Source organism: Fontisubflavum oceani, assembly GCF_030407165.1.
Classification (GTDB): domain Bacteria; phylum Pseudomonadota; class Alphaproteobacteria; order Rhodobacterales; family Rhodobacteraceae; genus Rhodophyticola; species Rhodophyticola oceani.
Genome location: NZ_CP129111.1, coordinates 2532410 through 2557342, shown reverse-complemented (window position 1 = coordinate 2557342; position 24933 = coordinate 2532410). Strand labels below are relative to the sequence as shown.

18 protein-coding genes, 1 tRNA gene and 4 pseudogenes are annotated in these 24933 nt (G+C 61.2%); 8 read left to right on the top strand and 15 right to left on the bottom strand.

Translation table 11 applies throughout. The annotated features are described in order from the left end of the window. Positions 1-204: 204 nt before the first annotated feature. The 5 genes and pseudogenes from QTA57_RS13060 to QTA57_RS13040 all read right to left on the bottom strand — a co-directional run bounded on the left by QTA57_RS13060 (position 205) and on the right by QTA57_RS13040 (position 7443). Entirely contained in the window at positions 205-2568 is a 2364-nt protein-coding gene (locus QTA57_RS13060; RefSeq protein WP_290151891.1) for a hybrid sensor histidine kinase/response regulator, read from the bottom strand. A gap of 97 nt (positions 2569-2665) precedes the next feature. Continuing rightward, the gene (locus tag QTA57_RS13055; protein WP_290151889.1) at positions 2666-3838 is read right to left on the bottom strand and encodes an RsmB/NOP family class I SAM-dependent RNA methyltransferase; all 1173 of its coding nucleotides are present in this window, start codon (positions 3836-3838) and stop codon (positions 2666-2668) included. A gap of 31 nt (positions 3839-3869) precedes the next feature. Continuing rightward, positions 3870-5324, bottom strand: coding sequence for an IMP dehydrogenase (gene guaB, locus QTA57_RS13050; protein ID WP_290151888.1), 1455 nt, complete (start codon positions 5322-5324; stop codon positions 3870-3872). Between the two features lie 108 nt (positions 5325-5432). After that, positions 5433-6154: pseudogene (locus tag QTA57_RS13045) on the bottom strand (RlmE family RNA methyltransferase). A gap of 131 nt (positions 6155-6285) precedes the next feature. Beyond that, a complete protein-coding gene (locus QTA57_RS13040; RefSeq protein WP_145208650.1) occupies positions 6286-7443 on the bottom strand; it encodes a Ppx/GppA phosphatase family protein in 1158 nt (385 codons plus the stop codon). A gap of 236 nt (positions 7444-7679) precedes the next feature. Here QTA57_RS13040 and QTA57_RS13035 point away from each other — a divergent pair. From QTA57_RS13035 to QTA57_RS13010, 6 genes and pseudogenes are all read left to right on the top strand, one after another. After that, positions 7680-7990 (top strand): annotated as a pseudogene (locus QTA57_RS13035) (virulence factor). 34 nt (positions 7991-8024) lie between these two features. After that, positions 8025-8954, top strand: a complete 930-nt coding sequence (locus QTA57_RS13030; RefSeq protein ID WP_290151887.1) for a methylenetetrahydrofolate reductase — start codon at positions 8025-8027, stop codon at positions 8952-8954. A gap of 13 nt (positions 8955-8967) precedes the next feature. Further along, a complete protein-coding gene (locus QTA57_RS13025; protein WP_290151886.1) occupies positions 8968-9933 on the top strand; it encodes a methyltetrahydrofolate cobalamin methyltransferase in 966 nt (321 codons plus the stop codon). A gap of 19 nt (positions 9934-9952) precedes the next feature. Further along, positions 9953-12004 (top strand): ASKHA domain-containing protein, encoded by a 2052-nt coding sequence (locus QTA57_RS13020; RefSeq protein WP_290151885.1) that lies wholly within the window; start codon positions 9953-9955, stop codon positions 12002-12004. Between the two features lie 13 nt (positions 12005-12017). Next, a complete protein-coding gene (locus QTA57_RS13015) occupies positions 12018-12689 on the top strand; it encodes a hypothetical protein (RefSeq protein WP_290151883.1) in 672 nt (223 codons plus the stop codon). A gap of 45 nt (positions 12690-12734) precedes the next feature. Beyond that, positions 12735-12808: transfer RNA gene (locus tag QTA57_RS13010), tRNA-Gly, on the top strand. Between the two features lie 15 nt (positions 12809-12823). On the opposite strand, the gene pgi is transcribed toward QTA57_RS13010, so the two are convergent. The 5 genes and pseudogenes from pgi to QTA57_RS12985 form a co-directional block, all read right to left on the bottom strand. Further along, positions 12824-14431, bottom strand: coding sequence for a glucose-6-phosphate isomerase (gene pgi / locus QTA57_RS13005; RefSeq protein ID WP_290151882.1), 1608 nt, complete (start codon positions 14429-14431; stop codon positions 12824-12826). A gap of 21 nt (positions 14432-14452) precedes the next feature. After that, positions 14453-15127, bottom strand: a complete 675-nt coding sequence (pgl, locus tag QTA57_RS13000; RefSeq protein WP_290151881.1) for a 6-phosphogluconolactonase — start codon at positions 15125-15127, stop codon at positions 14453-14455. Continuing rightward, on the bottom strand, positions 15124-16575 hold the full coding sequence (gene zwf, locus QTA57_RS12995) for a glucose-6-phosphate dehydrogenase (RefSeq protein WP_290151880.1): 1452 nt from the start codon (positions 16573-16575) through the stop codon (positions 15124-15126). The genes pgl and zwf overlap by 4 nt, the downstream gene beginning before the upstream one ends. A gap of 178 nt (positions 16576-16753) precedes the next feature. Continuing rightward, complete coding sequence (locus QTA57_RS12990; RefSeq protein WP_290151879.1) at positions 16754-17644, bottom strand: agmatinase; 891 nt, start codon at positions 17642-17644, stop codon at positions 16754-16756. 119 nt (positions 17645-17763) lie between these two features. Then, positions 17764-18359 (bottom strand): annotated as a pseudogene (locus QTA57_RS12985) (HNH endonuclease). Positions 18360-18573: 214 nt separating this feature from the next. Here QTA57_RS12985 and QTA57_RS12980 point away from each other — a divergent pair. Then, positions 18574-18996 carry a VOC family protein gene (locus tag QTA57_RS12980; RefSeq protein WP_290151878.1) on the top strand — a complete coding sequence of 141 codons (423 nt, stop codon included), beginning with the start codon at positions 18574-18576 and terminating at the stop codon, positions 18994-18996. Between the two features lie 12 nt (positions 18997-19008). Here QTA57_RS12980 and QTA57_RS12975 read toward each other — a convergent pair whose 3' ends face one another. Continuing rightward, positions 19009-19677 (bottom strand): alpha/beta hydrolase, encoded by a 669-nt coding sequence (locus QTA57_RS12975; protein WP_290151877.1) that lies wholly within the window; start codon positions 19675-19677, stop codon positions 19009-19011. Then, positions 19674-20284: pseudogene (locus QTA57_RS12970) on the bottom strand (DNA-3-methyladenine glycosylase family protein). Before QTA57_RS12970 ends, QTA57_RS12975 begins: the two are co-directional and overlap by 4 nt. 120 nt (positions 20285-20404) lie before the next feature. Here QTA57_RS12970 and QTA57_RS12965 point away from each other — a divergent pair. Further along, the gene (locus QTA57_RS12965; RefSeq protein WP_171559561.1) at positions 20405-21634 is read left to right on the top strand and encodes an MFS transporter; all 1230 of its coding nucleotides are present in this window, start codon (positions 20405-20407) and stop codon (positions 21632-21634) included. A gap of 57 nt (positions 21635-21691) precedes the next feature. Here the strand turns inward: QTA57_RS12965 and QTA57_RS12960 are convergent, their stop codons facing one another. The 3 genes from QTA57_RS12960 to cimA form a co-directional block, all read right to left on the bottom strand. Continuing rightward, entirely contained in the window at positions 21692-22462 is a 771-nt protein-coding gene (locus tag QTA57_RS12960; protein WP_290151876.1) for a squalene/phytoene synthase family protein, read from the bottom strand. Continuing rightward, positions 22459-23172 (bottom strand): class I SAM-dependent methyltransferase, encoded by a 714-nt coding sequence (locus QTA57_RS12955; protein WP_290151874.1) that lies wholly within the window; start codon positions 23170-23172, stop codon positions 22459-22461. The genes QTA57_RS12960 and QTA57_RS12955 overlap by 4 nt, the downstream gene beginning before the upstream one ends. Positions 23173-23278: 106 nt before the next feature. Beyond that, a complete protein-coding gene (cimA, locus tag QTA57_RS12950; protein ID WP_290151873.1) occupies positions 23279-24901 on the bottom strand; it encodes a citramalate synthase in 1623 nt (540 codons plus the stop codon). Between the last annotated feature and the right edge of the window lie 32 nt (positions 24902-24933).

The window sequence follows — 24933 nt, the reverse complement described above, 5'->3', positions numbered from 1 at the left end:
TGTCAGGATTCTCTGAACACCAGGGCATCTTGGGCTGGAAACTGGCCCATAACAGAAAGGCTGTTTCATAGCTGAAGAGTCTGTTCAGATAGCGCCGACCATCGTGATTGTCCGTCAAAGACACCTGACGCAAGCTATCAAGTTCCGCTCTGGTCCGAGCGCCCGGTAGACGATCTTCGCCACGAGAAAGCCCCCGGACCACCGCTAATGCAATTGGCGCTGAACCGTTGCTGTCAAATCCGACAAGGAAAACGGCTTTGGCAAGAAAACTGAATTGGGAATCTCTTCGCTGGTCTTGTCCAACGCGTCTTCGGCATAGCCCGAGACAAAGACCACTTTTACTCCAGGACGGCTCTTTAGCGCTTCCCGAACCCAACTCGGCCCATCCATACCTGGCATCACAACATCAGTCACAAAGACGTCGATAGCCAAGGCAGAATCTCGTAGTTTTTCCAAAGCCTCTTCAGCATTTTCAGCCTCCAGGACGGTATACCCTCGCAACCGGAGGGCTCGCGAGGCGAAGGCCCGAACCGGGGCTTCGTCCTCGACCAATAAGACAACGCCATCCGTCGGGCTGACTGCAGGCGGTTCAGATTGAGTGGTTGCGGAGACAGCATCTATGGCGCTGAGCTCAGCCGGCGACGTGTGCCGCTCTTTTGTTGGTGACGAAAACTCGTCTGCGAGGCGATCATGGGCAGGACAGTATATCGTGAATGTCGTTCCTTGCCCCACGGTGCTATCGGCGAAGATATAGCCACCGGTCTGCTTGATAATCCCATACACCATGGACAATCCCAGACCCGTACCTTCGCCGACACCCTTAGTCGTATAAAACGGCTCAAAAATCCGACTTAGCTTGTCTGGTGCAATGCCGACACCCTCATCGCTGACGCGAATGCTGACATATTGTCCGGCAGGAACTTCTGCTTCGTCTCGGCGCAAGGGTTCGGGCAACCGAACCATGCGGGTTTCGATATCGATGACACCGCCGTCTGGCATTGCATCCCGCGCATTGACCACAATGTTCATCAAAACTTGATCGAGTTGACGCCGATCTGCGCGGATCGGCAAAAGCGCAGGGTCATGAGACAGGTGCAGCTGAACCTTCTCACCAACCAGCCGATTTAGAAGATGGGTCAACTCCCCCATCGTATCTCGCAGATCCAATAGCTCAGGCTGCAAGGTCTGCTTCCGAGAGAAGGCAAGTAGCTGCCCGACCAAGCTCGCCGCGCGGTTGGCGTTCTGGTTGATCTGAACGAGATCACCGTAATCCGGATCACCCTGATCATGGCGCAAGAGCAGAAGATCGCAGTGTCCCGTGATCGCAGTGAGCAGATTGTTAAAGTCATGGGCGACACCGCCCGCCAGTTCGCCAATCGCCTGCATCTTCTGGCTTTGGACAAACTGCTGTTCCAGCGTTTTCAACTCTGTCGCATCATGAAGCACGGCCAAGAGCGACGGGCCTTTGCTAGTGGCGATCCGCCCGAGCGTGATTTGGAGAAAACAGTCTTCTTCCCGGCGCTTGGCGCGCAGCACCTCTGGGCGATGCGGAATGCGTTCCTCAAGTGTATCGCGGATCCAATCCTCGACCGGCCGTCCGAGACCTTCGACCAAGTCCGACAGATAAGGCCCCTCACCAGGCGTGAGGCCGAGGAGCGCCTGCGCATGTTGGTTGAAAGCCAGAACCTCGCCATCGCCCCCGATATGGACCAATGCGACAGGCAGTGCCTCAAAGGCCCGCGCGGCGACACCATCATCGTTGATGCCGGCCTGACCACCCGCAGGGAGCAAGTAGACCTCGCGCCGCCCGTCGACAGCCCTGACCTCTACCGGGAGCACATCGATGGTTTTGGTCGCCGTCTGAACGCTCCGCCTCTGCCCCGGCACGAGGGGCAGTTTCAAAAACACCTCAGATAGCCTCCGCGCCCGCCGCCCGAGCGTGTCGCGCATCGCATCATTCATCGACAGAATCGTATCATTCGGACTGACCACCATCATCGGCAGCGCGATATGATCACCACTGCGATGAGCGCTTTCGACACTCTCATCCAGCCGCCAGAGCGCCCCTTTACCGACACGATGCGCGGTCACGCGTACATGGCCGCGCCGTGTCACGAGTGTTTCGCGCGCCATCCGCTCCCGCACCAGGGCGGTTTCCTGCCGAAACACCGCTGCGGGGGCATTGATCAACAGGCCAGACAGAGCCTGGGACATTGACTGCCCCATTCGGCCACCGAACCGCTCCGTCGCCGAAAGATTTTGAGCCACAATGGCCCCATACTCATCGGTGCAAAAACACGGGGCCGGATCAAGGTCGATCAAATCTGCCGCTTGCACCAAAGCCCGGCGATCACGCTTCTCTTGGAAATGTGATGTCAGCAGCAGCAGCATCGCGACAGCAATAATAGAGCCAGAAGCCGCGAACAGCATCAGAGATCCAGCCTGCGACGGCACATACCAGGCAAGGCCAGCACACACGATTGCCAATCCGAAGAGCAACCACGACTGTCGCGAAGCCGCCCCAATCGGCACAGCTAACTTCTCGGGCACCACCGCCTGATCCGCCACAGCCAACCTCCAATCCGATTCGTCACACCCTATTTCGCAAACAAATAATTAAACGGGTCTTAAAATCGGCGGTTCATTGTCGCCACATCCTTGATTCTTAGGGCGTCTCTGAGAGCTCCGTCAACTCCGAGACGAAAAAACCATCCGATGCGGTCAACGGGGTATCGAAATGCTGGACCGTTTGCCGCCAATCCGGATTGCGCGCCAAGAAGCCAGAGACCTGCGCTTCATTCTCATCGTGAAACAGCGAGCAGGTCATATAGACGATCCGACCTCCGCGCCGAACCAACGCCGCCGCCTTCTCCAAAATATCGGCCTGGAGCTGGCACAACTCCGCCAATCGATCCGGCGTCAGGCACCATTTTGCCTCCGGATCACGGCGCCATGTACCACTTCCCGAGCAGGGCACATCACACAGCACCAAATCGAACGGCCCCTCAGCTGCGAGAGCGTCTGTCTCGCGCATGTTCAGCCGGACCCCTGCCCGCGTCGCCCGCGCCGGGATATCTGCCATCCGCTTCGGATGGGCATCATGGACCGTAATCTCCGCGTCAGAAACAGCCGCGATGGCCAGAGCCTTGCCGCCGCCCCCGGCGCAATAATCCAAGACCCGTCCTTTCAGGGGCCAATCAATGACCCCCATCGCCCTCTGCACAGAGAGGTCTTGGATCTCCACGAGCCCATCAAGATAGGCGGATGCCTGACGCAGTTGCCGGGCGCCCGCGCGCACTTCTAAGGCAGTTGCACAGCCCGCACTTTGGATAGCCTCAACACTACTGAAACGCAGGCGGTCAATCACCTGAGACGCATCGGTTTTCTTCTGATTGAGACGAAGAAAGACCGGCGCGCGTTTGCCCATTTCAACAAGCGCGCGCGGGAGGTTCTGATCAAACCGGGATTCCAGCGCAGGCATGAGCCAATTCGGCACATCGAGATCGATCTCTGGATCGTCCGCAGGCGGCGTTTGTTCTTCTGGCGTCAAAGCCGCCGGAGCGTATCCATCACCTGTGAACACCTCCGCAGGGGCCTCCCCGCGCGACCGAAGAAGCCCGAGGATCAGGCCCCGACCCGTTTCTGCCCCACCAAGCCAGGCGCAACGCCCCTTCATCCGCAGGACATCAAAGACATGATCCCGCACCGCGGCCCGGTCTTTCGACCCGGCATAGCGCGCGCCTCTCGCCCATCCGGTCAGCGCCTTCTCAACCGGCACCCCGTCGAGCCAGCGGTCCAACACGGTAATGGCCGCAGCATAGCGGGCTGCAGGTGTCATGCTAGAACTCGAAGATCAGCCCGCAATGCACTCATCCCAAACGATAATTTGGGCTTTCACGAGTGATCTGCACATCATGCACATGGCTCTCTTTCAGGCCCGATCCGGTGATCCGAACGAATTGCGCACCTTGGCGCATATCAGCAACGGTCGCGCTGCCGGTATAGCCCATCGCCGCTCTGAGCCCGCCAACAAGCTGATGAATCACCGCGCCCGCGCTGCCTTTATAGGGCACTTGCCCCTCAATCCCCTCAGGCACCAGTTTGTCACTGGCCGCATCTTTCTGAAAATACCGATCTGCAGAGCCCCGGGCCATCGCACCAAGTGAGCCCATACCACGATAGCTTTTGAAGCTACGACCTTGATAGAGAATGACTTCTCCGGGGCTCTCATCGGTTCCGGCAATCATCGAGCCGACCATGGCACAATGCGCCCCCGCCGCGATCGCTTTGGCAAAATCGCCCGAATACTTGATGCCGCCATCGGCAATCACAGGTGTGCCGGTCGCTGCTGCCGCCTCGGCACAATCCATGATCGCGGTCAGTTGTGGCACGCCGACCCCAGCCACGATCCGCGTTGTGCAGATCGATCCCGGTCCAATCCCGACCTTCACCGCATCGGCCCCGGACCCGATCAAAGCCCGCGTCGCTTCTCCGGTCGCGACATTGCCCGCCACAACCTGCACCGCGTTCGACAGCTTCTTGACCCGTTCAACGGCCTGGCCGACGCCCTCGGAATGCCCATGCGCCGTATCGATCACGATCAGATCGCAACCCGCATCGACCAGCGCCTCCGACCGCTCAAACCCGGCATCGCCCACCGTCGTCGCCGCCGCAACCCGGAGGCGCCCCAACTCGTCCTTGCAGGCCGTCGGGTTCAGCACCGCCTGTTCAATGTCTTTGATCGTCAAAAGCCCGGTCAGCCGCCCCTCCTTGCTCACCACCAACAGCTTCTCGATCCGCCGCGCCTGCATCAAGCTCCGCGCTTCGTCCAAATCCGCTGGCTCCTCCAGCATCGCCAGATCCTCGGCGGTCATCATCACCCGCACCGGCGTCGCATCATCGCGGGCAAACCGCATATCGCGATTGGTGACGATGCCCATCACCCGGCCATCTTCGTCGACCACGGGGAAGCCAGTGATCCGATACCGCTCCTGCAAGGCTTTCGCATCGGCCAGCGTTTGATCCGGTCGCAGCGTAATTGGATTATAAACCACGCCGCTCTCAAACCGCTTCACGCGCCGCACTTCACGGGCCTGCTGCTCGATATCGAGATTGCGGTGGATCACCCCCATGCCACCCGCCTGCGCCATGGCAATCGCCATCCGCGCTTCGGTCACGGTATCCATCGCTGAACTGAGAAGCGGAATGTTCAGCGCGATTGAGGCGGTCACATATGTACGCGTATCCGCCGTGCTCGGCAGAACGGAGGAGGCCCCAGGGACCAACAGCACATCATCAAAGGTAAGCGCCTCACGAATCTCCATCTCGGACCTCCAGCGGGAGTTTCAGTTGGCACGTGTCTTTCTCATGGGGCGCGCCGGAGGGAAACCCCTAAATCTGGGAGATACGCAAGTTTGCCCGGATTTCTGCCGTCAGTCCTCAGTCTCGTCCGATTGACCTCGGAACCCAGTGGCCACCACAAACTTCTCCGAACTGTCCGCACGGCTGGCCCCCGGCTTCACATTCGCAACCTTGGTGAACCTTTGCTTCAGGCGCTTTTGCAACTCGCCCTCGGCGCCCCCGCCAGGACTTTCGCCACGAAAGTCCCACCCTCATCCAGCACGTCAAAGGCCAGCTCCGCCGCCGCCTCACAAAGCGCCATGATCCGCAAATGATCTGTCTGCTTGTGCCCCGAAGAGGCCGCCGCCATGTCGCTCATCACCACATCAGCCTTGCCGCCCAACCACGCCTTCACCTGATCATCCGCCCCATCTTCCATGAAATCCAGCAGATGAATCTCGGCCCCCGCAATCGGCTCCACCTCCTGCAAATCCAGCCCAATCACACGGCCCACGGCTTTGCCACGCTTCTCCCCAAGCGCATTGACCCGTTTGATCGCCACCTGGCACCATCCGCCAGGCGCGCAGCCCAAATCGACCACCCGCGCGCCCGGAACCAAAAACCGGTATTTGTCATCCAATTCCGAGATTTTAAACGCGGCCCGCCCGCGATACCCCTCGGCCTGGGCCCGCTTCACATAGGGGTCGTTCAATTGCCGCTCCAGCCACAGCGTCGAGCTGAGCTTCCGCCCTCGCGCCGTTTTCACCTTCACCCGTAAATCGCGCTGCCCGCGCCCGCTTGTGCCCTTCGCCATCTTGCGTTCAGGTCCCTGCTTCTCTGCTTCAAAAATATCCCCGCCGGAGGCACCGCGCCCGAGGGGGCCCCTTTAGGGGCTGACGCGGGCGCCGCCACCGCGACGTGCCGCACAGGCACGGGCGCAATCCCTCAAAGCGGCCCGTCCTCCAACACCCCATCTGACGACATCTGGGCATAAAGCAACCCCTCACGCAGCCCCCGATCCGCCACGCTCAACCGGTCCGTCGGCCAGGCCCGCAACAGGGCCTGCAAAATCGCCGCCCCCGACATGATCAGCGTTTGCCGGTCGCGCCCAATCCGCGGGTCGCGCCGTCGTCCATCGGGGCCCAGGCTCAGATAGCCTTGAATGACCGTATCGATCTGATCCGAGGTCATCCGCAACCCATCCACCTTATTCCGGTCATAGCGCCGAAGACCCAGATGGCTCGCCGCCACGGTGGTCACCGTACCGCTGGTCCCGATGATCTGAAATCCTTCCCGCGCCTGATCCGCCGCATCGTCATAGGGCGAAAACGCCGCCAATTGCTCTTCGAAGTACCAACTCATCAGCGCAAAGCGCCCGGAATCGTCCGCCACATCCGAATACATGTCTTTCAGCGTCGCCACCCCCAAAGGCACGGAGATCCAATCCACCACCTTGGCGCGTGGGAACACACTGTCTTTGTGATCGAAGCCATGATGCAGCCGCATAATCGCCCGTGGCCGTTCCAAGGCGGGCACTCGGCTCAGATCGATCCAGACCAGCTCCGTCGACCCGCCGCCGATATCGACCACCAACAATTGCTCGGTCCGGGTCGACACCAAAGGCGCGCAAGAGACAACCGCGAGGCGCGCCTCCTCCTCCGGCTCAATAATCTCCAACTCCAGCCCCGTGTCGCGCTTCACCACGGCGATGAAATCATCCGCGTTGACCGCCCGACGGCAGGCTTCGGTCGCCACAAGCCGTGCGCTTCGCACATGATGTTTCGCCAATTTCCGCTGGCAGATTTTCAACGCCCCAACCGCGCGCGCCATCGAACTGCGCGAGAGCCGCCCCGAAGCCTCCAAACCCTGACCCAACTGCACCGATTTGGAAAAGGAATCCACCACATGCAATTGATTGCCCTTGGGTTGAGCAATCAACATGCGACACGAGTTGGTGCCCAAATCCAGCGCAGCATAAAGATCCGCCGGATCCGGGCGTGATTTGGGTGCGGGGTTACGTTCAACAGGCGGGGTCGAAACCGGGGTCACCGGCGCGACGGGTCTGGGGAACGGGCCGGCACCGTGAGGACGCTTGCGCGACATCGGCCCCTCCGAATTCATAAGTTGCGACAAATGTAACGATCCACGCGCGATCTCACAATGCTCTTGCCGCACCTCAAGATGATCATGAGAATTATGACCCTCCCCGCACCTCGCTTGCGCGCCACGAACCCGTTAGGACTCTCCCGGGGTCGCTCCGGCCCCAATTGATGTCGAAAACAGGCCCGGTGGGTCTGGCCTGCGCTCATATGGTGACGGGCAGAGAAGAGGATTCGCCTATGCCCGCTGTTACAATCGTATATTGGCGCGATATTCCGGCCCAGATCATCGTCGGCAAAGGCCGTCGCGGATCGAAAGCCCCCTGCCCGAACGGTTCGAGCAGGCGATTGACCGCTGTGCGATGAAGGTCGGTGCAAAAGACGATGACGCTTATCTGGCCGATTGGCGGAAGGCGGAGCCGTTTGAGGTCGACGGTGACCCTGATGAGATCGCGCGGGTACAGGCCGAAACCTTGGACCAAAGCTATGACCAAGACCGGCTCAAAGCGCTGATCGCCAATGACGGATGGGACAACGACAAGGCGGCCTAGACCCATGCCACCGACATCACCCTGGGAGAGATTGATGGCCCTTTTGAATTTCAAACGCCCCGCGACACCGGATGCGGCCAAACCCGTCAATCCGGAACTCGAGACATTCCTCAAGGATTACTCCATCGAGGTGATGCCGCGGACCGCCGAAAAGGTCGAAGATTTCCGCGCGCTGCTGCCGGAAGGCACCCGGGTCTATATCGCCCATATCGAAGGCACGCCGATTGAGGATATGGTCGCAACCGCGGCCCGTCTCGCGGCCGATGGCTACAACGTCATGCCGCATTTCCCGGCCCGGATCATCGCCAATGAAGCCATTTTGTCGGATTGGATTGATCGCTACCAAAGCGAGGCTGGCGTCGATCAGGCGCTGCTTCTGGCCGGTGGCCCACCCAAACCGGCCGGAGAGTTCGAAAGCTCGATGCAACTCATCGAAACCGGGCTTTTCGACAAGGCCGGGTTCAAACGCTTGCATGTGGCGGGCCACCCGGAAGGCAATCGCGACATTGACCCCGATGGCGGCGATGCAATGGTGATGGAGGCGCTCCGCTGGAAGCAAGCCTTCTCGGAACGCACCGACGCCCAGATGGCGATTGCCACGCAATTTGCCTTCGAAGCGGACCCGGTGATCGCCTGGGCCAACCGGCTTTCCGCCGAGGGCATTCGCCTGCCGATCCATATCGGCGTCGCGGGCCCCGCCAAGCTGCAAACACTGATCCGGTTCGCGATTGCCTGCGGCGTAGGCCCCTCACTCGACGTGCTGCAGAAACGCGCCAAAGACGTGACCAAGCTGCTCTTGCCGTTTGAGCCGGCCGATATCCTGACAAAACTCGCCGCCCACAAGGCTGCGACGCCCGATTTCAACATCGAGGCAGTGCATTTCTTCCCCTTGGGGGGCATCAAAACCAACGCCCAATGGGCCATCGATAATGGGGGCGCTTCAACCCGCCCCGCCAACACCTGAGCAGGGAAGCCATATGACCCGTACCGTCCTTGAGTCCAAATCCAAAACCGTCGTAATCGGCTTTGATGAGCCGTTCTGCGTGATCGGTGAGCGGATCAACCCCACGGGCCGCAAAATCCTGGCCGCGCAGCTTGAGGCAGGGGATTTCTCCACGGTTGAGAAAGACGCGCTGGAACAGGTCGCCTGTGGCGCGATGGTGCTCGATGTCAATGCGGGCGTGGTCTATAATTCCAACCCGAACCCGAATGAGACCGAACCGCCTCTTATGGGTAAGATGATTGAGCTTGTTCAAGGGCTTGTGGACGTTCCTCTATGCATCGACAGCTCGGTGCCCGGCGCGCTAGAGAAAGGCCTGGAACTGGCCGAAGGTCGCCCACTTCTGAACTCTGTCACCGGAGAGGAAGACCGGCTTGAGGCGATCTTGCCCCTGGTCAAGAAATACAACGTGCCCGTGGTCGCGATCTCCAACGACGATACCGGTATCAGCGAAGACCCCGATGTCCGTTTCGCCGTGGCCAAGAAAATCGTCGAGCGCGCCGCCGATTTTGGCATCCCGGCCCATGACATCGTGGTCGACCCGCTGGTCATGCCCGTGGGCGCTATGGCGACGGCCGGGCGGCAGGTCTTCACCTTGGTGCAGAAACTGCGGGAAGAGCTTGGCGTGAACACAACCTGCGGCGCGTCAAATATCTCCTTCGGCCTGCCCAATCGACACGGCATTAACGCGGCCTTCCTGCCCATGGCGATTGGCGCGGGCATGACCAGCGCCATCATGAACCCGGTTCGTCCGGTGGAGATGGAGGCGGTCAACGCCGCCAATTTCCTGATGAACCACGACGCCAATGGCGGCAAATGGATCGGCTTTGCGAAGGTGCTTGAGGCCGTGAAGGAGGGCACCCCCTTCCCCGAAGCCGCAAAGGCCGCGATGTCCGCCGGTGGTGGGCGCAGCGGGCGGCGTGGCGGACGCCGCCGGGCGTGACCCGGACGGTGGCGCAGCTATGACCCAGGACCCTCTCATTATTTTCACGCCTTCGGGCAAACGCGGTCGTTTTCCGGTCGGCACGCCGATTCTGACCGCCGCGCGGCAATTGGGCGTCGACCTGGACTCGGTCTGCGGTGGGCGCGGCATCTGTTCGAAATGCCAAGTGGCCCCCTCCTTCGGCGATTTCCCGAAACATGGCGTCACGGTCAGCGAGACCGCCCTGTCGGAATGGAACGCGGTCGAGGAACGGTATGACCGCGTGCGCGGGTTGAAAGAAGGCCGCCGCCTCGGATGCCAAGCGACCCTTCAAGGCGACGCGGTGATCGACGTGCCGCCGGAAAGCCAGGTGCACCGGCAAGTGGTCCGCAAAGCGGCCTCCGCCCGACCGATCACGATGGATCCGGCCACGCGATTGGTGCTGATCGAGGTGCAAGAGCCGGATATGCATGAGCCATCCGGCGATCTGGAACGTGTGCAAGACGCGCTGAGAGAGCAGTGGCAGATTGAGAATGTCACTGCGGGCTTGCCCGTCTTGCGCAAGTTGCAGCCGGCCCTGCGCAAAGGCGAATGGAAGGTGAGCGTCGCCCTCCATACCCCTGCAAATTCTGACAAAACCATGATCTTGGATGTCTGGCCCAGCTTGCATGAGGGCGGGCTCTATGGCCTCGCGATTGATCTGGGCTCGACGACCATCGCGGCGCATTTGTGTGACTTGGTGACCGGCGAAGTGCGGACCTCCTCTGGCCTGATGAACCCGCAGATCCGCTTCGGCGAAGACCTGATGAGCCGGGTGTCCTATGTGATGATGAACCCGGGTGGCGACGTCGAGATGACCAATGCGGTCCGTGAGGCGATCAACACATTGGCCAGCGAAATCGCCACCGATGCGGAGATTGACGCCAACCTGATCATGGAAACGGTCATTGTCTGTAACCCGGTCATGCATCACCTGTTTTTGGGCATTGATCCGGTCGAATTGGGCCAGGCCCCCTTCGCGCTGGCGACCTCTGGCAGCCTCACCCTACCCGCCCGCGATCTCGACCTAACCGCGCTCAATGCCGAGGCGCAGGTCTATCTGCTGCCCTGTATCGCGGGCCATGTGGGCGCCGATGCCGCCGCAGTGGCGCTGAGTGAGGCCCCGAACCAGTCCGAGGATTTGGTCTTGGTAGTGGATGTTGGCACAAATGCCGAGATTCTACTCGGCAATAAGGAGAAGGTGCTGGCCTGTTCTTCCCCCACCGGCCCGGCTTTCGAAGGGGCGCAGATTAGTTCTGGCCAACGCGCCGCGCCCGGCGCAATTGAGCGGATCGAGATCGACCCAGACACCAAGGAGCCACGGTTCCGCATCATCGGCAGCGATCTTTGGTCCGACGATCCGGGCTTTGCCGAAGCGACAGCCGTCACCGGCGTGACAGGAATTTGCGGCTCGGGCATCATCGAAGCGGTGGCCGAGATGCGCATGGCGGGCCTCCTGGACCCGTCGGGCCTGATCGGATCGGCCGAACAGACTGGCACGGCCCGCGCCGAGCCCGAAGGCCGCACCAACGCCTATCTAATCCACGACGGAAGCGCCGATGGCGGGCCACGCATCACGGTGACACAAGGCGATGTACGCGCCATCCAACTGGCCAAATCGGCGCTCTATGCCGGTGCCCGGCTATTGATGGATCAGCTTGAGGTGGACCGCGTGGACCGCGTGGTCCTGGCCGGGGCCTTCGGGGCCCATATCAGCCCGAAACACGCCATGGTTCTGGGCATGATCCCGGATGCCCCGCTCGACAAGGTGACCAGCGCGGGCAACGCCGCCGGGCATGGCGCACGGATCGCGCTTTGCAATCGCACGGCGCGGCAGAAGATCGAACAGACCGTGGGCGAGATTCACAAGATCGAAACCGCTGTAGAGCCGAAATTCCAAGAGCATTTTGTCAATGCCAACGCGATCCCACACGCGACCGATCCGTTCCCGGATCTCGCCAAGGTCGCGCCGCTGCCGGATGTGCATTTTGGCGCGTCTGGTGCGCAATCGGGGAGCAATGGCGGCGGGCGGAGGCGACGGCGGCGGGCCTAGCAGGGTGTGACCGATGAGACAGGCGGCGCGCGATCTCCCGGCATATTTGATCTGCGTCGCCGCCGCATGCTTGGCCTTGGGCTATGTTGAGATCACCGCCCCAGAGGCAGGCCAACGTTTCTTCGGCGCATGGCCAGCTTGGGCGGCTCTCGTAGGCCTGGCACCGCTTGGCGCGGCCGCGCTCGTCATCCTCGACCGCCGCGGCGGCCGGGCAGGCCAGACGCGCGGGCCCGTGCCCTATTTCCGACTCCTGCTAATGGGCAGCAGTTTCGCGCTCTTGCCAATTGGTCTTGATCTTGTCGCGGAGCCATTTGCGCCCGACCTGCACGTACCATGGCCCGCCGCCCCGTTTTACTACGCCGGGATGGCGGTTCTGGCGGAGACGGCGCTCCACCTTCTGCCTCTGGCTCTTTTGGCCCTGATATGGCCGCTTGGCCCCGGCGCATGGAGGATGCGCTGCTGCCTCGTGGTTGCAACATTAGAAGCGGCGCTGCAAGTCGGCATCTCCCAAACTGACCCGATCATCACCATCTTCATCGCGACTTACATAGTGCTCTTTAACCTGCTGCAATTACGTATATTTCTGCGTTTCGGCTTTCTGGCCATGCTGTCCATGCGGCTCGGGTTTTATGTAATCTGGCATCTGGCTTGGGGCGGGTTGGTGCAATTGGGCTGGCTGTCGTGATGCCCCTTGACCTGCCGAGGTCTGCGGCTTATCCGGTACATCTCTGCGGGTATGGTGAAAAGGTATCACGCGAGCTTCCCAAGCTTAAGTTACGGGTTCAATTCCCGTTACCCGCTCCAAATCTCTAATCATTTTTAAAGACCGCCATCTCGCAAGACCCGGGCAAGTTGCTGCGTCGATCCGTCTTTGTCGGCCCCACTGGCAACCCCCGCAAGCACCGGTTCCAGCGCGACGGCCAGTTCTTTGCCCAATTCCACGCCCCATTGATCGAAGGAATTGATCCCAAGGATCACGCCTTCGACAAACACGCGGTGCTCGTAAAGCGCGATGATCTGGCCCAGCACAAACGGCGTGAGCTGCCGATAGAGCAGTGTTGTCGAGGGCCTGTCCCCGGGGAAAACCCGGTGCCGGGCCTGGCGTTCCAGTTCTGCGCCGTCGAGCCCCTTCGCGGCCATCAGGGCACGCGCTTCATCAAGCGTGCGCCCCCGCATCAACGCCTCCGATTGCGCCAAACAATTGGCCGCAAGCAGCCTGTGCTGATGCGCCAGTTCGGGTTCATGCCCCTCAATGCCAAGCAGGAACTCGCAGGGCACGATCCGCGTCCCCTGATGGATTAACTGATAAAACGCATGCTGACCATTGGTCCCGGGCTCGCCCCAAACGACCGGCCCGCTATGGGTTGCCAGATCGCTGCCATCCATCGCCACGCGCTTGCCATTGCTCTCCATTTCCAACTGCTGAAGATAGGCGGGCAATCGCAGCAACCGCTGTTCATAGGGCAAGACGGCGCGGGTGGCATAACCGCAGACCTGATTGTGCCAAATCCCGACCAGCGCCAGGAGTACCGACATGTTGTCGGCCAGATCCGCCTCACGAAAATGCCTGTCCATCGCGTGCCCACCGGCCAGCATCTGTTCAAACGCCTCAGACCCCACGGCCAGCATGATGCCAAGCCCAATCGGCCCCCAAAGCGAATAGCGCCCCCCGACCCAATCTTCGAAGCCGAAGACACGCTCCGGCGGAATGCCAAAGGCACCGGTTTTCTCGGTCGCTGACGAGAGGGCCACAATTTGCGCCGCCGGGTCCGCCACAGTCTCTGCCATCCAGGTGCGCGCGGTTTCGGCATTGGTCATGGTCTCGATCGTGGTGAAGGTTTTGGAGGCCACCACCACCAAGGTCCGCGCCGGATCGAGCCCTTTAAGCGTATCCTGAATATGCGCCCCATCGACGTTCGAGACGTAATGCAAGCGCGGCCCATCATGCCACGGCGCGAGCGCCAATGTGGCCATCACGGGCCCCAAATCGGAGCCGCCAATGCCGATATTGACCACATCCGTGTAAGACCCACCCTGCCCGGTTTCGCCGCCGTCACGCACCGCCTCGGCGAAGGCCGCCATCCGCGCCCGTGTCTCCAACACGCCCGGCATTACATCTTGGCCATCTACATTGATCGCGCCACCCGGCGCGCGGAGCGCGGAATGCAGCACCGCGCGGTTCTCGGTTTCGTTGATCCGATCCCCCGCAAACATCGCGTCGCGCTTGGCTTCCACCTCTGCGCTCCGCGCCAACTCCAGCAACAGCGAAAAAGCCCCGCCATCAATCGCGGTTTTGGAGAAGTCGAACAGCAACCCGTCGCTCCGCCGCGAAAAGCTCTCCGCTCGGCTCTCATCCTCAAACAAGTCCAAGATCCGGCGTCCGGACTTTGCCGCACGCTGGGCCTTCAGCTCATCCCAAATCGACATGGCCGCTCTTCCTTTATGTGACTATTCGGCCCAATGTACCGTGGCATCGGACCAGACCGCGCGAATTGGCGCGTCCATCGGGTCGAGATGGGCCGCCCGCTCCAACGCCGCGCGCTTTTCGGTCCCGAAGATGACGATATGTTTCGACAACGCCCCGTTCAGCACCGGCGCGGTGAGCGTGATCCGCGGCTCGCCCGCCGCCTCTGCGCGCATCGGCATCAAGACCGGCGCGTCGCTCGCCATCGCCTCCGCCAGCCGGTCCGCACCAGGGAAAAGGCTCGCTGTATGCATATCGGCCCCCATGCCGAGGACCAGAACCGAGATCGGCAGATGCCCTTCAAATCCGACCGCGAGTGTATTGATGACATCTTCTGGCGCCGCCGCTGGCGCGTATAGTGGGATCAAGTTTGCCTTGGCGGCTTTTGATATCAAAAGTCTTTCTTTGAGAAGCCGGGTGTTCGACCGCGGATCATCCTCAGCCACCCACCGCTCATCATTCAGGAACACCGCAACCCGGTCCCAATCCAGCGCTTGCTCACTCAACACGTCGAAAATTGGCCCCGGCGTTGAGCCTCCCGGTACACAGAAGCTGGCGCTCTCATGGCGGCGCAGGCAATCGGCCAGTTCGCCGGCCAGCATATCCGCCAAATCCAACATCATCATGTCGCGATCAGGGTATTCAACCAGATGTCTCATGGTGCAATCTCCCGCCAGCGCCGCCCATCGCGGTGCAACAATATCAACGCGTCTTCCGGCCCGGCACTCCCCGGCTCGTATTGCAGCGGTCGGTCGCCCCGATCCGTCCACTCCGCGATGATCGGATCGGTCCAGGCCCAGGCCGCCTCCACCTCATCGCCCCGCATGAAGAGCGTCTGATTGCCCCGGATCACATCCATGATCAGGCGCTCATAGGCGTCCGGCACATCCGCGGCCTCTGGCCCCAACGCATCGGCGAAGCTCATATCGAGCGGTACATCGACCAGCCGCATGCCGCCCGGCCCCGGTTCTTTGATCGTCACGCGCAAGTCCATGCCTTCATCGGGCTGCAAACGGATCGAGAGCACATTGGCGCGGCTCCCTGCATCGGCATCAAAAATCGAATGCGGCGGCTCTTTGAAATGCACCACAATCTCGGAATTCCGCGCCTTCATCCGCTTGCCCGTGCGCAGGTAAAATGGCGTCCCGTTCCAGCGCCAATTCGCCACATGCACCTTCAAGGCAATGAAACTCTCGGTCCGGCTCTCGGGGTCGTCAACATCTTCCAGATAGGACGGCTCCGCCCCCGCCGCATATTGCCCGCGCACGATGTCGGCTTGGCCAAGCGGGTCCAGCGCCCGGATCACTTTCAGCTTCTCATCACGCACCGCATTGGGTTCAAACCGGCTTGGCGGCTCCATCGCCGTCAGGCAAAGAAGCTGCATCAGGTGGTTCTGCACCATATCGCGCATCGCGCCCGATTTGTCGTAGTAGCCACCCCGCCCCCCAACGCCAACCTCTTCGGCCACGGTGATTTGCACATGGTCGATATATTGCGCGTTCCAGAGCGGTTCGAAAAGCACATTGGCAAACCGCACCGCCATCAGGTTCTGAACCGTCTCTTTACCAAGATAATGGTCGATCCGGTAAATCTGCTCTTCCTGGAAATGCGCCGCCAAGGTCGCATTCAACGCACGGGCCGTCTCAAGATCCCGGCCAAAGGGTTTTTCCACAACAACTCGGCAGGTTTCGCAGGCGATCTTAAAGCGGTGCAGACGTTCTGCGAGATCACCAAACAAACCCGGCCCAACCGAGAAATAAAACGCCTGAATCACATCACCGCGCATCATCCCGGCCAGTTCTTTCCAGCCGCCGTCACCACGCGCATCGACCGGAATATAGTGCAACCGCTCCAGGAAGGCGTCGATCATGGCCGTGTCGTGCTTCGTCTTGGAGACGAACTCCAAAATCGCCCCGCGCGCGAAGTCCCGCCAAGCGGCACTGTCTTGCTCCGAACGGGCTGCGCCAATGATGCGGGAGCCTTCGGGCATCTGCCCGGCCCAGAAGCGTCGATACAGCCCCGGCAAGATCTTCCGTCGGGCCAAATCCCCGGTGCCACCAAAAATCACCAGATCGAAGGGATCCACCGGAATAACGCGCGAAACCATGTGTTCTCCTGAAGTTTGCCGCCTCGGATATGGCAAATGTTAGCGCTAACTATGCCACAGACCCGTTCATACAGGCCCCGGCACATCAAGTCTAGCAAACTCAACCGCCATCACAATGGCACCGCGTGGCGCAGACGCGGTTTTCAGCCGCGCCGCGTAAATCTGTCTCAAAGCCCGGCTATTTTGGCAGCATCGCACAGAGCAACTCGAACAGAATTGAAGCCCCGACCCAAGACGTCCCCCCCGATGGGTCGAATGGCGGCGAGACTTCGACCAGATCGGCACCAATGATATTGAGCCCTTGCAGCGCCCGGACGCATTGGACTGCCTGAAAACTGGTCGGGCCGCCAATCTCCGGTGTTCCTGTTCCTGGCGCATAGGTCGGATCAATGAAATCGATATCAAAGCTCACATAGGTCGGGTTATCGCCCACGATCTCACGGGCCTCCGCCATCACCGCATCAAATCCGCGCTCAAAACACGCTTCGATCGGGACGATCTTGAGGCCATGCGCTTGGCCGAACTCGAAGTCTTCGTTGTTATAGGATGTGCCGCGCATCCCGATCATCATGCTGCGCTTCGGGTCGATCAACTCTTCAATGACGGCTTGGCGAAATGGATTTCCATGGGTCAGCGTCTCACTTCCGAAATAGGCCGGGTAAAGATCGGTGTGACTGTCCAGCAAGATCAGGCCAAAGGGCGCGCCCCGCTGCGCTTTGAGTGCGCGTAAGACGGCCAGCGTGCAAAGATGGTCACCGCCCACCATGATCGGTCGAATGTCTTGCGTTAAGACTTTGGAAACAAACGCTTCCGCGTCACCCATGGCCTGGTCCTGATCCACCGGGTTCATTGCCACATCGCCCAGATCGGCACAGGCCGCCGCCTCGAACGGCAACTGCCCGGTCGCTCGGTTCATCGCTCGGATCATCGTCGAGGCATCACGAAGCCCGCGCGGCCCATGCCGGGCGCCAGGCCGGTTTGACGTCGCCCCATCCCAAGGCAGCCCGAAAAACCCGATACCCACCTCCGCCCGGCGCGGATCGTCCGGCGTCAGATAGGGCAAGCGCATGAAGCTCGGCACCCCCGCATAGCGCGGCAAGTCAGTCCCGGAGGGGGAGAGAAAAACGGATCGGACATGGGCAGCGCCTCCTTTGGTCGGGCCGACGCTAGCAGCCCGATCCGGCCCCGTCACGCCTCCAGTTCGGCATCCCAATAGAGAAAATCGAGCCAGCTTTCATGCAAGTGGTTTGGCGGGAATTTCCGGCCCGTATTGCGCAGTTCTTCCGATGCCGGTTGCCGTGGTGGTTTGCGCAGCGCCATCCCCGCCTGTCGCAAGCTCTTCGAGCCCTTCTTGAGATTGCAGCGCGAGCAGGCGGCGACCACATTTTCCCAAGACGTCACCCCACCCCGGGCGCGCGGCACCACATGGTCAAAGGTCAAATCCCCCGCCCGCCGCAATACTGACAGCTGAATTCGTCCCGCAGAAACAAATTAAAGCGCGTGAAGGCCACGCGCTTTTGAGGTTTCACATAGTCTTTCAACACCACGACCGAGGGTATTCGGATCACCGTTGTCGGACTCCGCACCACCTCGTCATATTCCGCAACGATCTGCACCCGATCCAAAAACGCCGCCTTGATCGCATCCTGCCAAGGCCAGAGCGATAAAGGATAATAGGAAAGCGGCCGATAATCGGCATTCAAAACCAAGGCCGGGTGCTGCCGCAGCCCGCCTGCCTCTCTCACGAAGCTGGTCCTGAAATCGCCGTCGCCAACTAGGGTCATATGTGACTCCGTTCTCGCACTGCCTGCCGCAATCTCGGCACCAGAGCGAGAGCCCCGCTCCAGCATTGTCATGACTATATATAGGCTTCCGCCTCTGACAACCCCCGCAATATGCTGTGGTTTGCATGAAAAGAGATACAGACGCTCTCTGACAGATTTGTGACGTTATCCACAGGTTCTGGCATCGAAAGCTGCGGCGCGCTACGCTGTGCCTATGACCAACGCCACACCAGAGCTCTCCGGCATTCTCGAAGCCGCCCTTTATGTCGACGATCTTGATACCGCCGAGCAGTTCTATGGCACGGTCCTGGGCCTGCCCCGTCTAATGCGCGCGGGGGATCGGCATGTCTTCTTTCGCGTCGGCGCGACCATCCTGTTGATCTTCAACCCGGCGCAAACGCGTCATCCGCCAGCGCCGGACGCTCTGCCAGTGCCACCTCATGGCGCGACTGGCCCTGGCCATGTGTGCTTTTCAGCTTCTGATGCAGAGATCACCGCCATCCGTGCCGTGCTGGACGCCGCAGGCCATGACATCGAATCCGATTTTCATTGGCCGAATGGCGCGCGCTCGCTTTATACCCGCGACCCTGCGGGCAACTCGATCGAGTTCGCAGAGCCAAAGCTTTGGGCCTCTTAAAGGCCCTTTGCGTTAGCTTTCGATCCCGAACCGCTCCCGCAAGAAGGCCAGAGCCACGCTCAACCCATCCGGCGCGATCCCATGGCCTGTGCCCTTCATAATATGGGCATAGACATCGAACCCCGCAGCCTGCAACGCCTCCGCCGCTTCGGGCAGGCTTTGCGGCGGCACCACATCGTCCTGATCGCCATGGATCAACAGCACCGGCGGCGTCCTCTTCACCTCATCGGCCAGCGTTTCCGGCGACAGGAGCCGCCCGGAAAATCCTACGACACCGGCAAACTCCGCCTCCCGGCGCGGCGCCACATGCAGGCTCATCATCGTGCCCTGACTGAACCCCACCAAGGCCACCCGGTCTGCAGCGACCCCTTCGTCATCCATCACGGCATCCAAAAATGCATCCAGATCTTCCACCGCGCGCGCCATGCCCGCCTCGGCCTGTTCCTCGCTCGATCCGTCGATCCACGGGATCGGGAACCACTGAAACCCCATCGGGTTCATCGCCGAACGCTCGGGCGCATCCGGCGCAACAAACATCGTGTTCGGCAAATGCGGTGCCAACGGATCGGCCAAACCCAACAGGTCCTTCCCATCGGCGCCATAGCCATGCAGGAAAATCACCAAACTGTCGGTCTGGCCCGATTGCGCGTCTTTGCGCCCAAAATCCAATACGCGTGTCACCTGATCCCCTCTCGGCCTTTTGCCAGCCGGTAGTAGGCCCAAAGCGCGCGCGCAGCAACCGCGCGCCAAGGCGCCCAAGCCTCGGCCATCTCGCGCAATTCCGCCTCGCTTGGCCGCGCCTCCAGGTGAAAAACCAGCCGCACCGCCTCTTGAAGCGCCAGGTCACCGGCCGCAAACACATCCGCATGACCAGGCGAGAATTTCGCATAGATTTCCGCAGTCCAACGGCCAATGCCTGGCAACCTGACCAACGCGGCCACCACCTCCGCGGGCGACATCTCCCGAAGCGCGGCATAATCCAGATCCGCCTCGGCCAGTGCCCGGGCATAGCGCATCTTCGGGCGACTCAACCCCATCGCCTTCAGCGCGGCTTCCTCTGCGTCCCGCACCGCCGCTGCGTCAATCAGCCCCGCCGCCTCCATCCGCCCCCCGCAGAGGCGGTCGACACCTGTTGACTGACAATCGCATTCAACAGCGCAGCAAACCCATCCGGGCGCAACCGCAAGGGCAAATCGCCCACCTCTGATAAAACAGGCCCAAACCGCGGCTCCAAACGCACAAGCGCCGCCGCCCCCCGCTCTAAATCCGCTGCATCCCGTATCCGCATCTGCCCCTTCTCTGCTTCAAAAATATCCCGGGGAGCGCGAGGGGCTGGCCCCTCGCTCCTACGCCCTCACATCTCACATGTGACTGGACCCCGCACAACCGCTGCGATACGCCTTGCGCCATGAGTGACGCGACCGCCCCCGACATCCTAATCGACGACACCCGCGCCAAGCGCAATGTGGCGGTCCTGGTTGCCGCCCAAGCGATCTTGGGCAGCCAGATCACCATGATCTTTGTGGTCGGCGGTCTGGCCGGCTTGATGATCGCCCCAACCCCGGCGCTCGCCACACTGCCCATTTCGCTCATCGTCTTTGGGTCTATGACCACAGCGCCGTGGCTCTCATCGGTGATGCAACGTTTTGGCCGAAAAACTGGGTTCTTTGTCGGTGCGATCGGCGGGGCCATCGGCTCGATGGTCGCGGCCTATGGGCTCTATATCGACAGTTTCCCGATCTTCCTGATCGGCTCCTATTTCACCGGCATCTATATGTCGGCGCAAGGGTTCTACCGTTTCGCCGCCGCTGATACCGCGTCGGAAGCCTTCCGCCCCAAAGCCATCTCTTATGTCATGGCCGGCGGCCTGATCTCCGCCCTAATCGGTCCGCAGCTCGTAAAGGTCACAACCGATATGACGGTCGTGCCTTTCATGGGCACCTATGCCGTGGCTCTATTGATCAACCTCGTCGGCATGGCGATGTTCCTGTTCCTGGATTTGCCGACGCCGCCAAAACCCAAACCCGGTGCCGCCCCGGCGCGCTCTCGGCTCGACCTTCTGCGCGATCCACGCATCGCTGTGGCGGTGATCTGCGGCATGGTCGCCTATGCGCTGATGAACCTGATGATGACCTCGACACCGCTGGCCGTGGTTGGCTGCGGGTTCACCACCGGCAATGCCGCCGATATCGTGTCGGCACATGTGATCGCGATGTTCGCCCCCTCCTTCTTCACCGGGCATTTGATCGCCCGCTTCGGCGCAACCCGGATCGTCGCTATCGGCCTTTTCCTCTTGGCCGGGGCCGGGGTCATCGCCTTGACCGGGGTTGAACTCTACCAGTTCTTCGGTGCCCTGATCCTGCTCGGCGTGGGTTGGAATTTCGGCTTCATCGGTGCAACCGCGATGTTGCAATCCGCCCATGCCCCCGAAGAGCGGGGCCGCGTCCAAGGCATGAATGACTTCATGGTCTTTGGATGTGTCACTGTCGCCTCGCTGACCTCCGGTATCTTGATGACCTCGGGCGTCGATGCAGAAGCGGGCTGGACCGCCGTCAATATCGCGATGATCCCGTTCCTGACCCTCGCGGGTGCCGCCCTGATCTGGCTGTCCCTGCGTCCCCAAAGCGAAATCGCCTGAGTCTGAAGAGAGCCGAATTCTTACAAGAATTCGTGCCGGAATTTTCGAAAATTCCGGTTACCAGCGTCCGCTGCTGGTGATCCAGAGCAACCGCGCCCGCCGGGCAAACTCACTTTCATCCAGCTTGCCCTCGATCACCCGCTCCGGCAGGTCCTGCGCGGCCTTCAACGTCACTTCGGCCCGCCATCCCGCATAAAGCGCAGGCCGCGCCAGTTTTGGCACATCCCCTCGGCGCGCACGCGCTGCTGCCAAAGCCGCCAATCCACGACCGGCCAAATCGCGCACGCCTTGCGGTGTGCCATCCAAAAGCGGCACCCGCCCGCGTGCTTCCAGTTCAGGCACGGCGCGCAGCATCCCGGCCACGCCCATCGCAAACCCGAAGTCCCGCATCGGCGCCTCTGCTGTATCTGCCGCGCCCAAGGCGCGCGCCGCGGCCCAGATCAGATTGCCACTGGTCGCGTTCAGATAGGCATCAAAATGCGCCTGATCCTCAAAGGCATCTTTATAGATGTCCCACCGACGAGCCGCCGCAAGTTCGTCCAACAGCCGCGCACCCTCGGGCCGCAAAATCGCCGCCAAAGGCGCAACCATCTCATGCGCCCGCACCGGCTTACCTGCCCCGATCTCATCGGCCACATCGCGCCAGAATTGCAGCCGCATCTCAGCGATCATCGGCTCCTCAGTCACCCAGGGCGCGCGGCTCACCTCGACATTGAACGCATAAAGCGGGAAAAGCACCCGGCGCGCCGCGGGCGGGGCCGCCATCGTTGCCAAGAACCGGTCCGGGTCGGCCCGTTCCACCAATGCGGCGCAGGCATCCAATGTCATAGCGGCTGCACCACAGACAAAAGATACCCGGTCTCCGCCCGATGCGCGCGCCACCCGGCGATCTCCTGCTCGGCCTCGTCGAGGACTTCTTGCAACGCGGTCTCCGCCCCGGGTTTCAGCGCGGCAATCCGCGCCTCCATTGGCCGATAATAGCTCTCCCACGCAACATCGGAGAGCCGCCGCCTCGCCAACGTCTGATACCCTGTCGCCGCAATCTGATCGGCAATGCCCGCCGCATCGCGCACAACAACGCCCTCACCCTGCCAAAAGGCTTGCGCGCCCTCTGATGGATTATCGGTAAAGAAACATGGCTCCGAAAATGCCACCGCCCCGCCGGGTGCCAAAGCCGCGCGCCAGGCCGACAGCGCCGTCTCGATCCCTAGAAAATAGACCGCGCCTGCGCACCAAATCAGGTCGAACGGTCCCTCCAGGGCAGACATATCCCCAACCTTCAGGTGGACCCGTGCATTGTCCCAAAATCGGGCCTGAGCCGCCTCAATGAACGGCGCATGGGCATCAATCGCCGTCACATGCCCCTCCGGCGCAGCCCGGAGCAGCGCGCCTATATCGCCGCCCGGCCCCGAGGCTGCATCGCAAATCCGAGCGTCGGGTCCGACCCCCGCAACCTCCGCCGCCCAGGCCACATCCGCCGTCTCGCCTGGGCCCTCGCGCGGCAAATCCGCGTGCAATTTGAAAAACGCGCTGTTCATGCCGCCCTACACCGCCTCACGACACCGCCGCGCGCACGCAAACCTGCGCGCCCGATGCGGTCAAACCAAAACCGCTGATCCAAGGCGAACAGGACCTTCGTGACACTCATGCTCCCGGTGCTCCATCGCGGACCAGCTTCCACATGATCGCCTCCAAAAGCGCCTCAAAACTTGCATCCACGATATTGGCTGAGACGCCCACCGTGGACCAACGTCGCCCGGTGTCATCCTCGCTATCGATGATCACGCGGGTCACCGCTTCGGTGCCGCCATTGGTGATCCGCACTTTGAAATCGACCAGCCGTATGTCGTCGATATAGCTTTGATAGACCCCCAAATCCTGCCCAAGCGCTTGCGCCAGAGCATTCACGGGGCCAGCGTCTTGGATTTCGGCAGGGTTCTCATTCTCATAAAAGCTCGTACGTTTCTCGCCCTTGACCCGAACAGTCACCACCGCCTCGGAGGCCACGACAATCCCGCCCTTGGCATTGCGACGCCGCTCCGACAGCACGCGGTAGCGCTCGACCTCAAAGAACTGCGGCAAGCGGCCAAGCTGCCGCCGCGCCAGAAGCTCAAAACTCGCCTGCGCCGTGTCATAGGAATAGCCTTGATCTTCGCGCGCCTTGATCTCTTCCAAAATGCGCGGCAACGCCGGGTCGTCCTTGGCCACGTCCAGTCCAGCTTCGGCCAAACGACGGCGCAGGTTCGACTGCCCCGCCTGGTTCGACATCGGGATAATCCGGGCATTGCCGACGACGCCTGGCTCCACATGTTCATAGGTGGTCGGGTCTTTCAGGATCGCCGAGGCATGCAGCCCCGCCTTATGCGCGAAAGCCGAGGCACCGACATAAGCCGCCTGGCGTTGCGGCACCCGGTTCAGGATATCGTCCAGCATCCGGCTGACCCGGGTCAGACCCTCCAAAGCATCGACGCTGATCCCGGTTTCGAACTGGCTCGCGTAAGGCTCTTTCAGCAAAAGCGTCGGAATGAGCGCGGTCAGATTGGCGTTGCCGCAGCGTTCACCGAGCCCGTTCAACGTGCCTTGGATTTGCCGTGCGCCCGCCTCGACGGCGGCCAAGCTCCCGGCGACAGCGGTTTCGGTGTCATTATGGGTATGAATACCAAGCTTATCGCCCGGGATACCCGCCGCGACCACCTCGCGCACCACGCGGTGGATTTCCTCGGGCAGGGTCCCGCCATTGGTGTCGCAGAGCACAACCCACCGGGCGCCCGCCTCCAAAGCGGCCTTCAGACAAGACAGCGCATAGTCGGGATTGGCGCGGTAGCCATCGAAAAAATGCTCCGCATCAAACAGCGCCTCGCGGCCTTGCGCCACCAGATGGGCAAAGCTCTTCAAGAGATTGTCGAGATTTTCCTCCAAGCTGATCCCAAGCGCGGTTTCCACATGGAACACATGGGATTTACCCACCAGACAGACCGCCGATGTGCCCGCGTTGAGGACGCCCGCCAAGACCTCGTCATTCTCGGCCGAGCGCCCGGAGCGTTTGGTCATTCCAAAGGCAGTCATCGTGGCGCGGGTCTTCGGAGCAGCGTCAAAAAACCCGCTATCTGTTGGGTTCGCACCGGGCCAACCGCCTTCGATATAGTCAAGCCCAAGCCCGTCAAGCGCCTCGGCAATGCGGATCTTTTCAGGGGTCGAGAACTGCACGCCCTGAGTTTGCTGACCATCGCGTAGGGTGGTGTCGTAGAGATAAAGGCGCTCAGGCATGAAGATCCCTCCCCAGACAACGCCCCAACTGG

Coding starts and splice junctions, on each gene's coding strand:
- QTA57_RS12990 (WP_290151879.1), bottom strand. CDS start 17,644: ATGCGCTTGCCCTATCTGACGCCGGACGATCCGCGCCGGGCGGAGGTG.
- QTA57_RS13015 (WP_290151883.1), top strand. CDS start 12,018: ATGAGACAGGCGGCGCGCGATCTCCCGGCATATTTGATCTGCGTCGCC.
- pgi (WP_290151882.1), bottom strand. CDS start 14,431: ATGTCGATTTGGGATGAGCTGAAGGCCCAGCGTGCGGCAAAGTCCGGA.
- pgl (WP_290151881.1), bottom strand. CDS start 15,127: ATGAGACATCTGGTTGAATACCCTGATCGCGACATGATGATGTTGGAT.
- QTA57_RS13040 (WP_145208650.1), bottom strand. CDS start 7,443: ATGTCGCGCAAGCGTCCTCACGGTGCCGGCCCGTTCCCCAGACCCGTC.
- QTA57_RS13030 (WP_290151887.1), top strand. CDS start 8,025: ATGGCCCTTTTGAATTTCAAACGCCCCGCGACACCGGATGCGGCCAAA.
- QTA57_RS12955 (WP_290151874.1), bottom strand. CDS start 23,172: ATGAACAGCGCGTTTTTCAAATTGCACGCGGATTTGCCGCGCGAGGGC.
- QTA57_RS12960 (WP_290151876.1), bottom strand. CDS start 22,462: ATGACATTGGATGCCTGCGCCGCATTGGTGGAACGGGCCGACCCGGAC.
- QTA57_RS13055 (WP_290151889.1), bottom strand. CDS start 3,838: ATGACACCTGCAGCCCGCTATGCTGCGGCCATTACCGTGTTGGACCGC.
- QTA57_RS12965 (WP_171559561.1), top strand. CDS start 20,405: ATGAGTGACGCGACCGCCCCCGACATCCTAATCGACGACACCCGCGCC.
- QTA57_RS12980 (WP_290151878.1), top strand. CDS start 18,574: ATGACCAACGCCACACCAGAGCTCTCCGGCATTCTCGAAGCCGCCCTT.
- zwf (WP_290151880.1), bottom strand. CDS start 16,575: ATGGTTTCGCGCGTTATTCCGGTGGATCCCTTCGATCTGGTGATTTTT.
- cimA (WP_290151873.1), bottom strand. CDS start 24,901: ATGCCTGAGCGCCTTTATCTCTACGACACCACCCTACGCGATGGTCAG.
- QTA57_RS13025 (WP_290151886.1), top strand. CDS start 8,968: ATGACCCGTACCGTCCTTGAGTCCAAATCCAAAACCGTCGTAATCGGC.
- guaB (WP_290151888.1), bottom strand. CDS start 5,324: ATGGAGATTCGTGAGGCGCTTACCTTTGATGATGTGCTGTTGGTCCCT.
- QTA57_RS13020 (WP_290151885.1), top strand. CDS start 9,953: ATGACCCAGGACCCTCTCATTATTTTCACGCCTTCGGGCAAACGCGGT.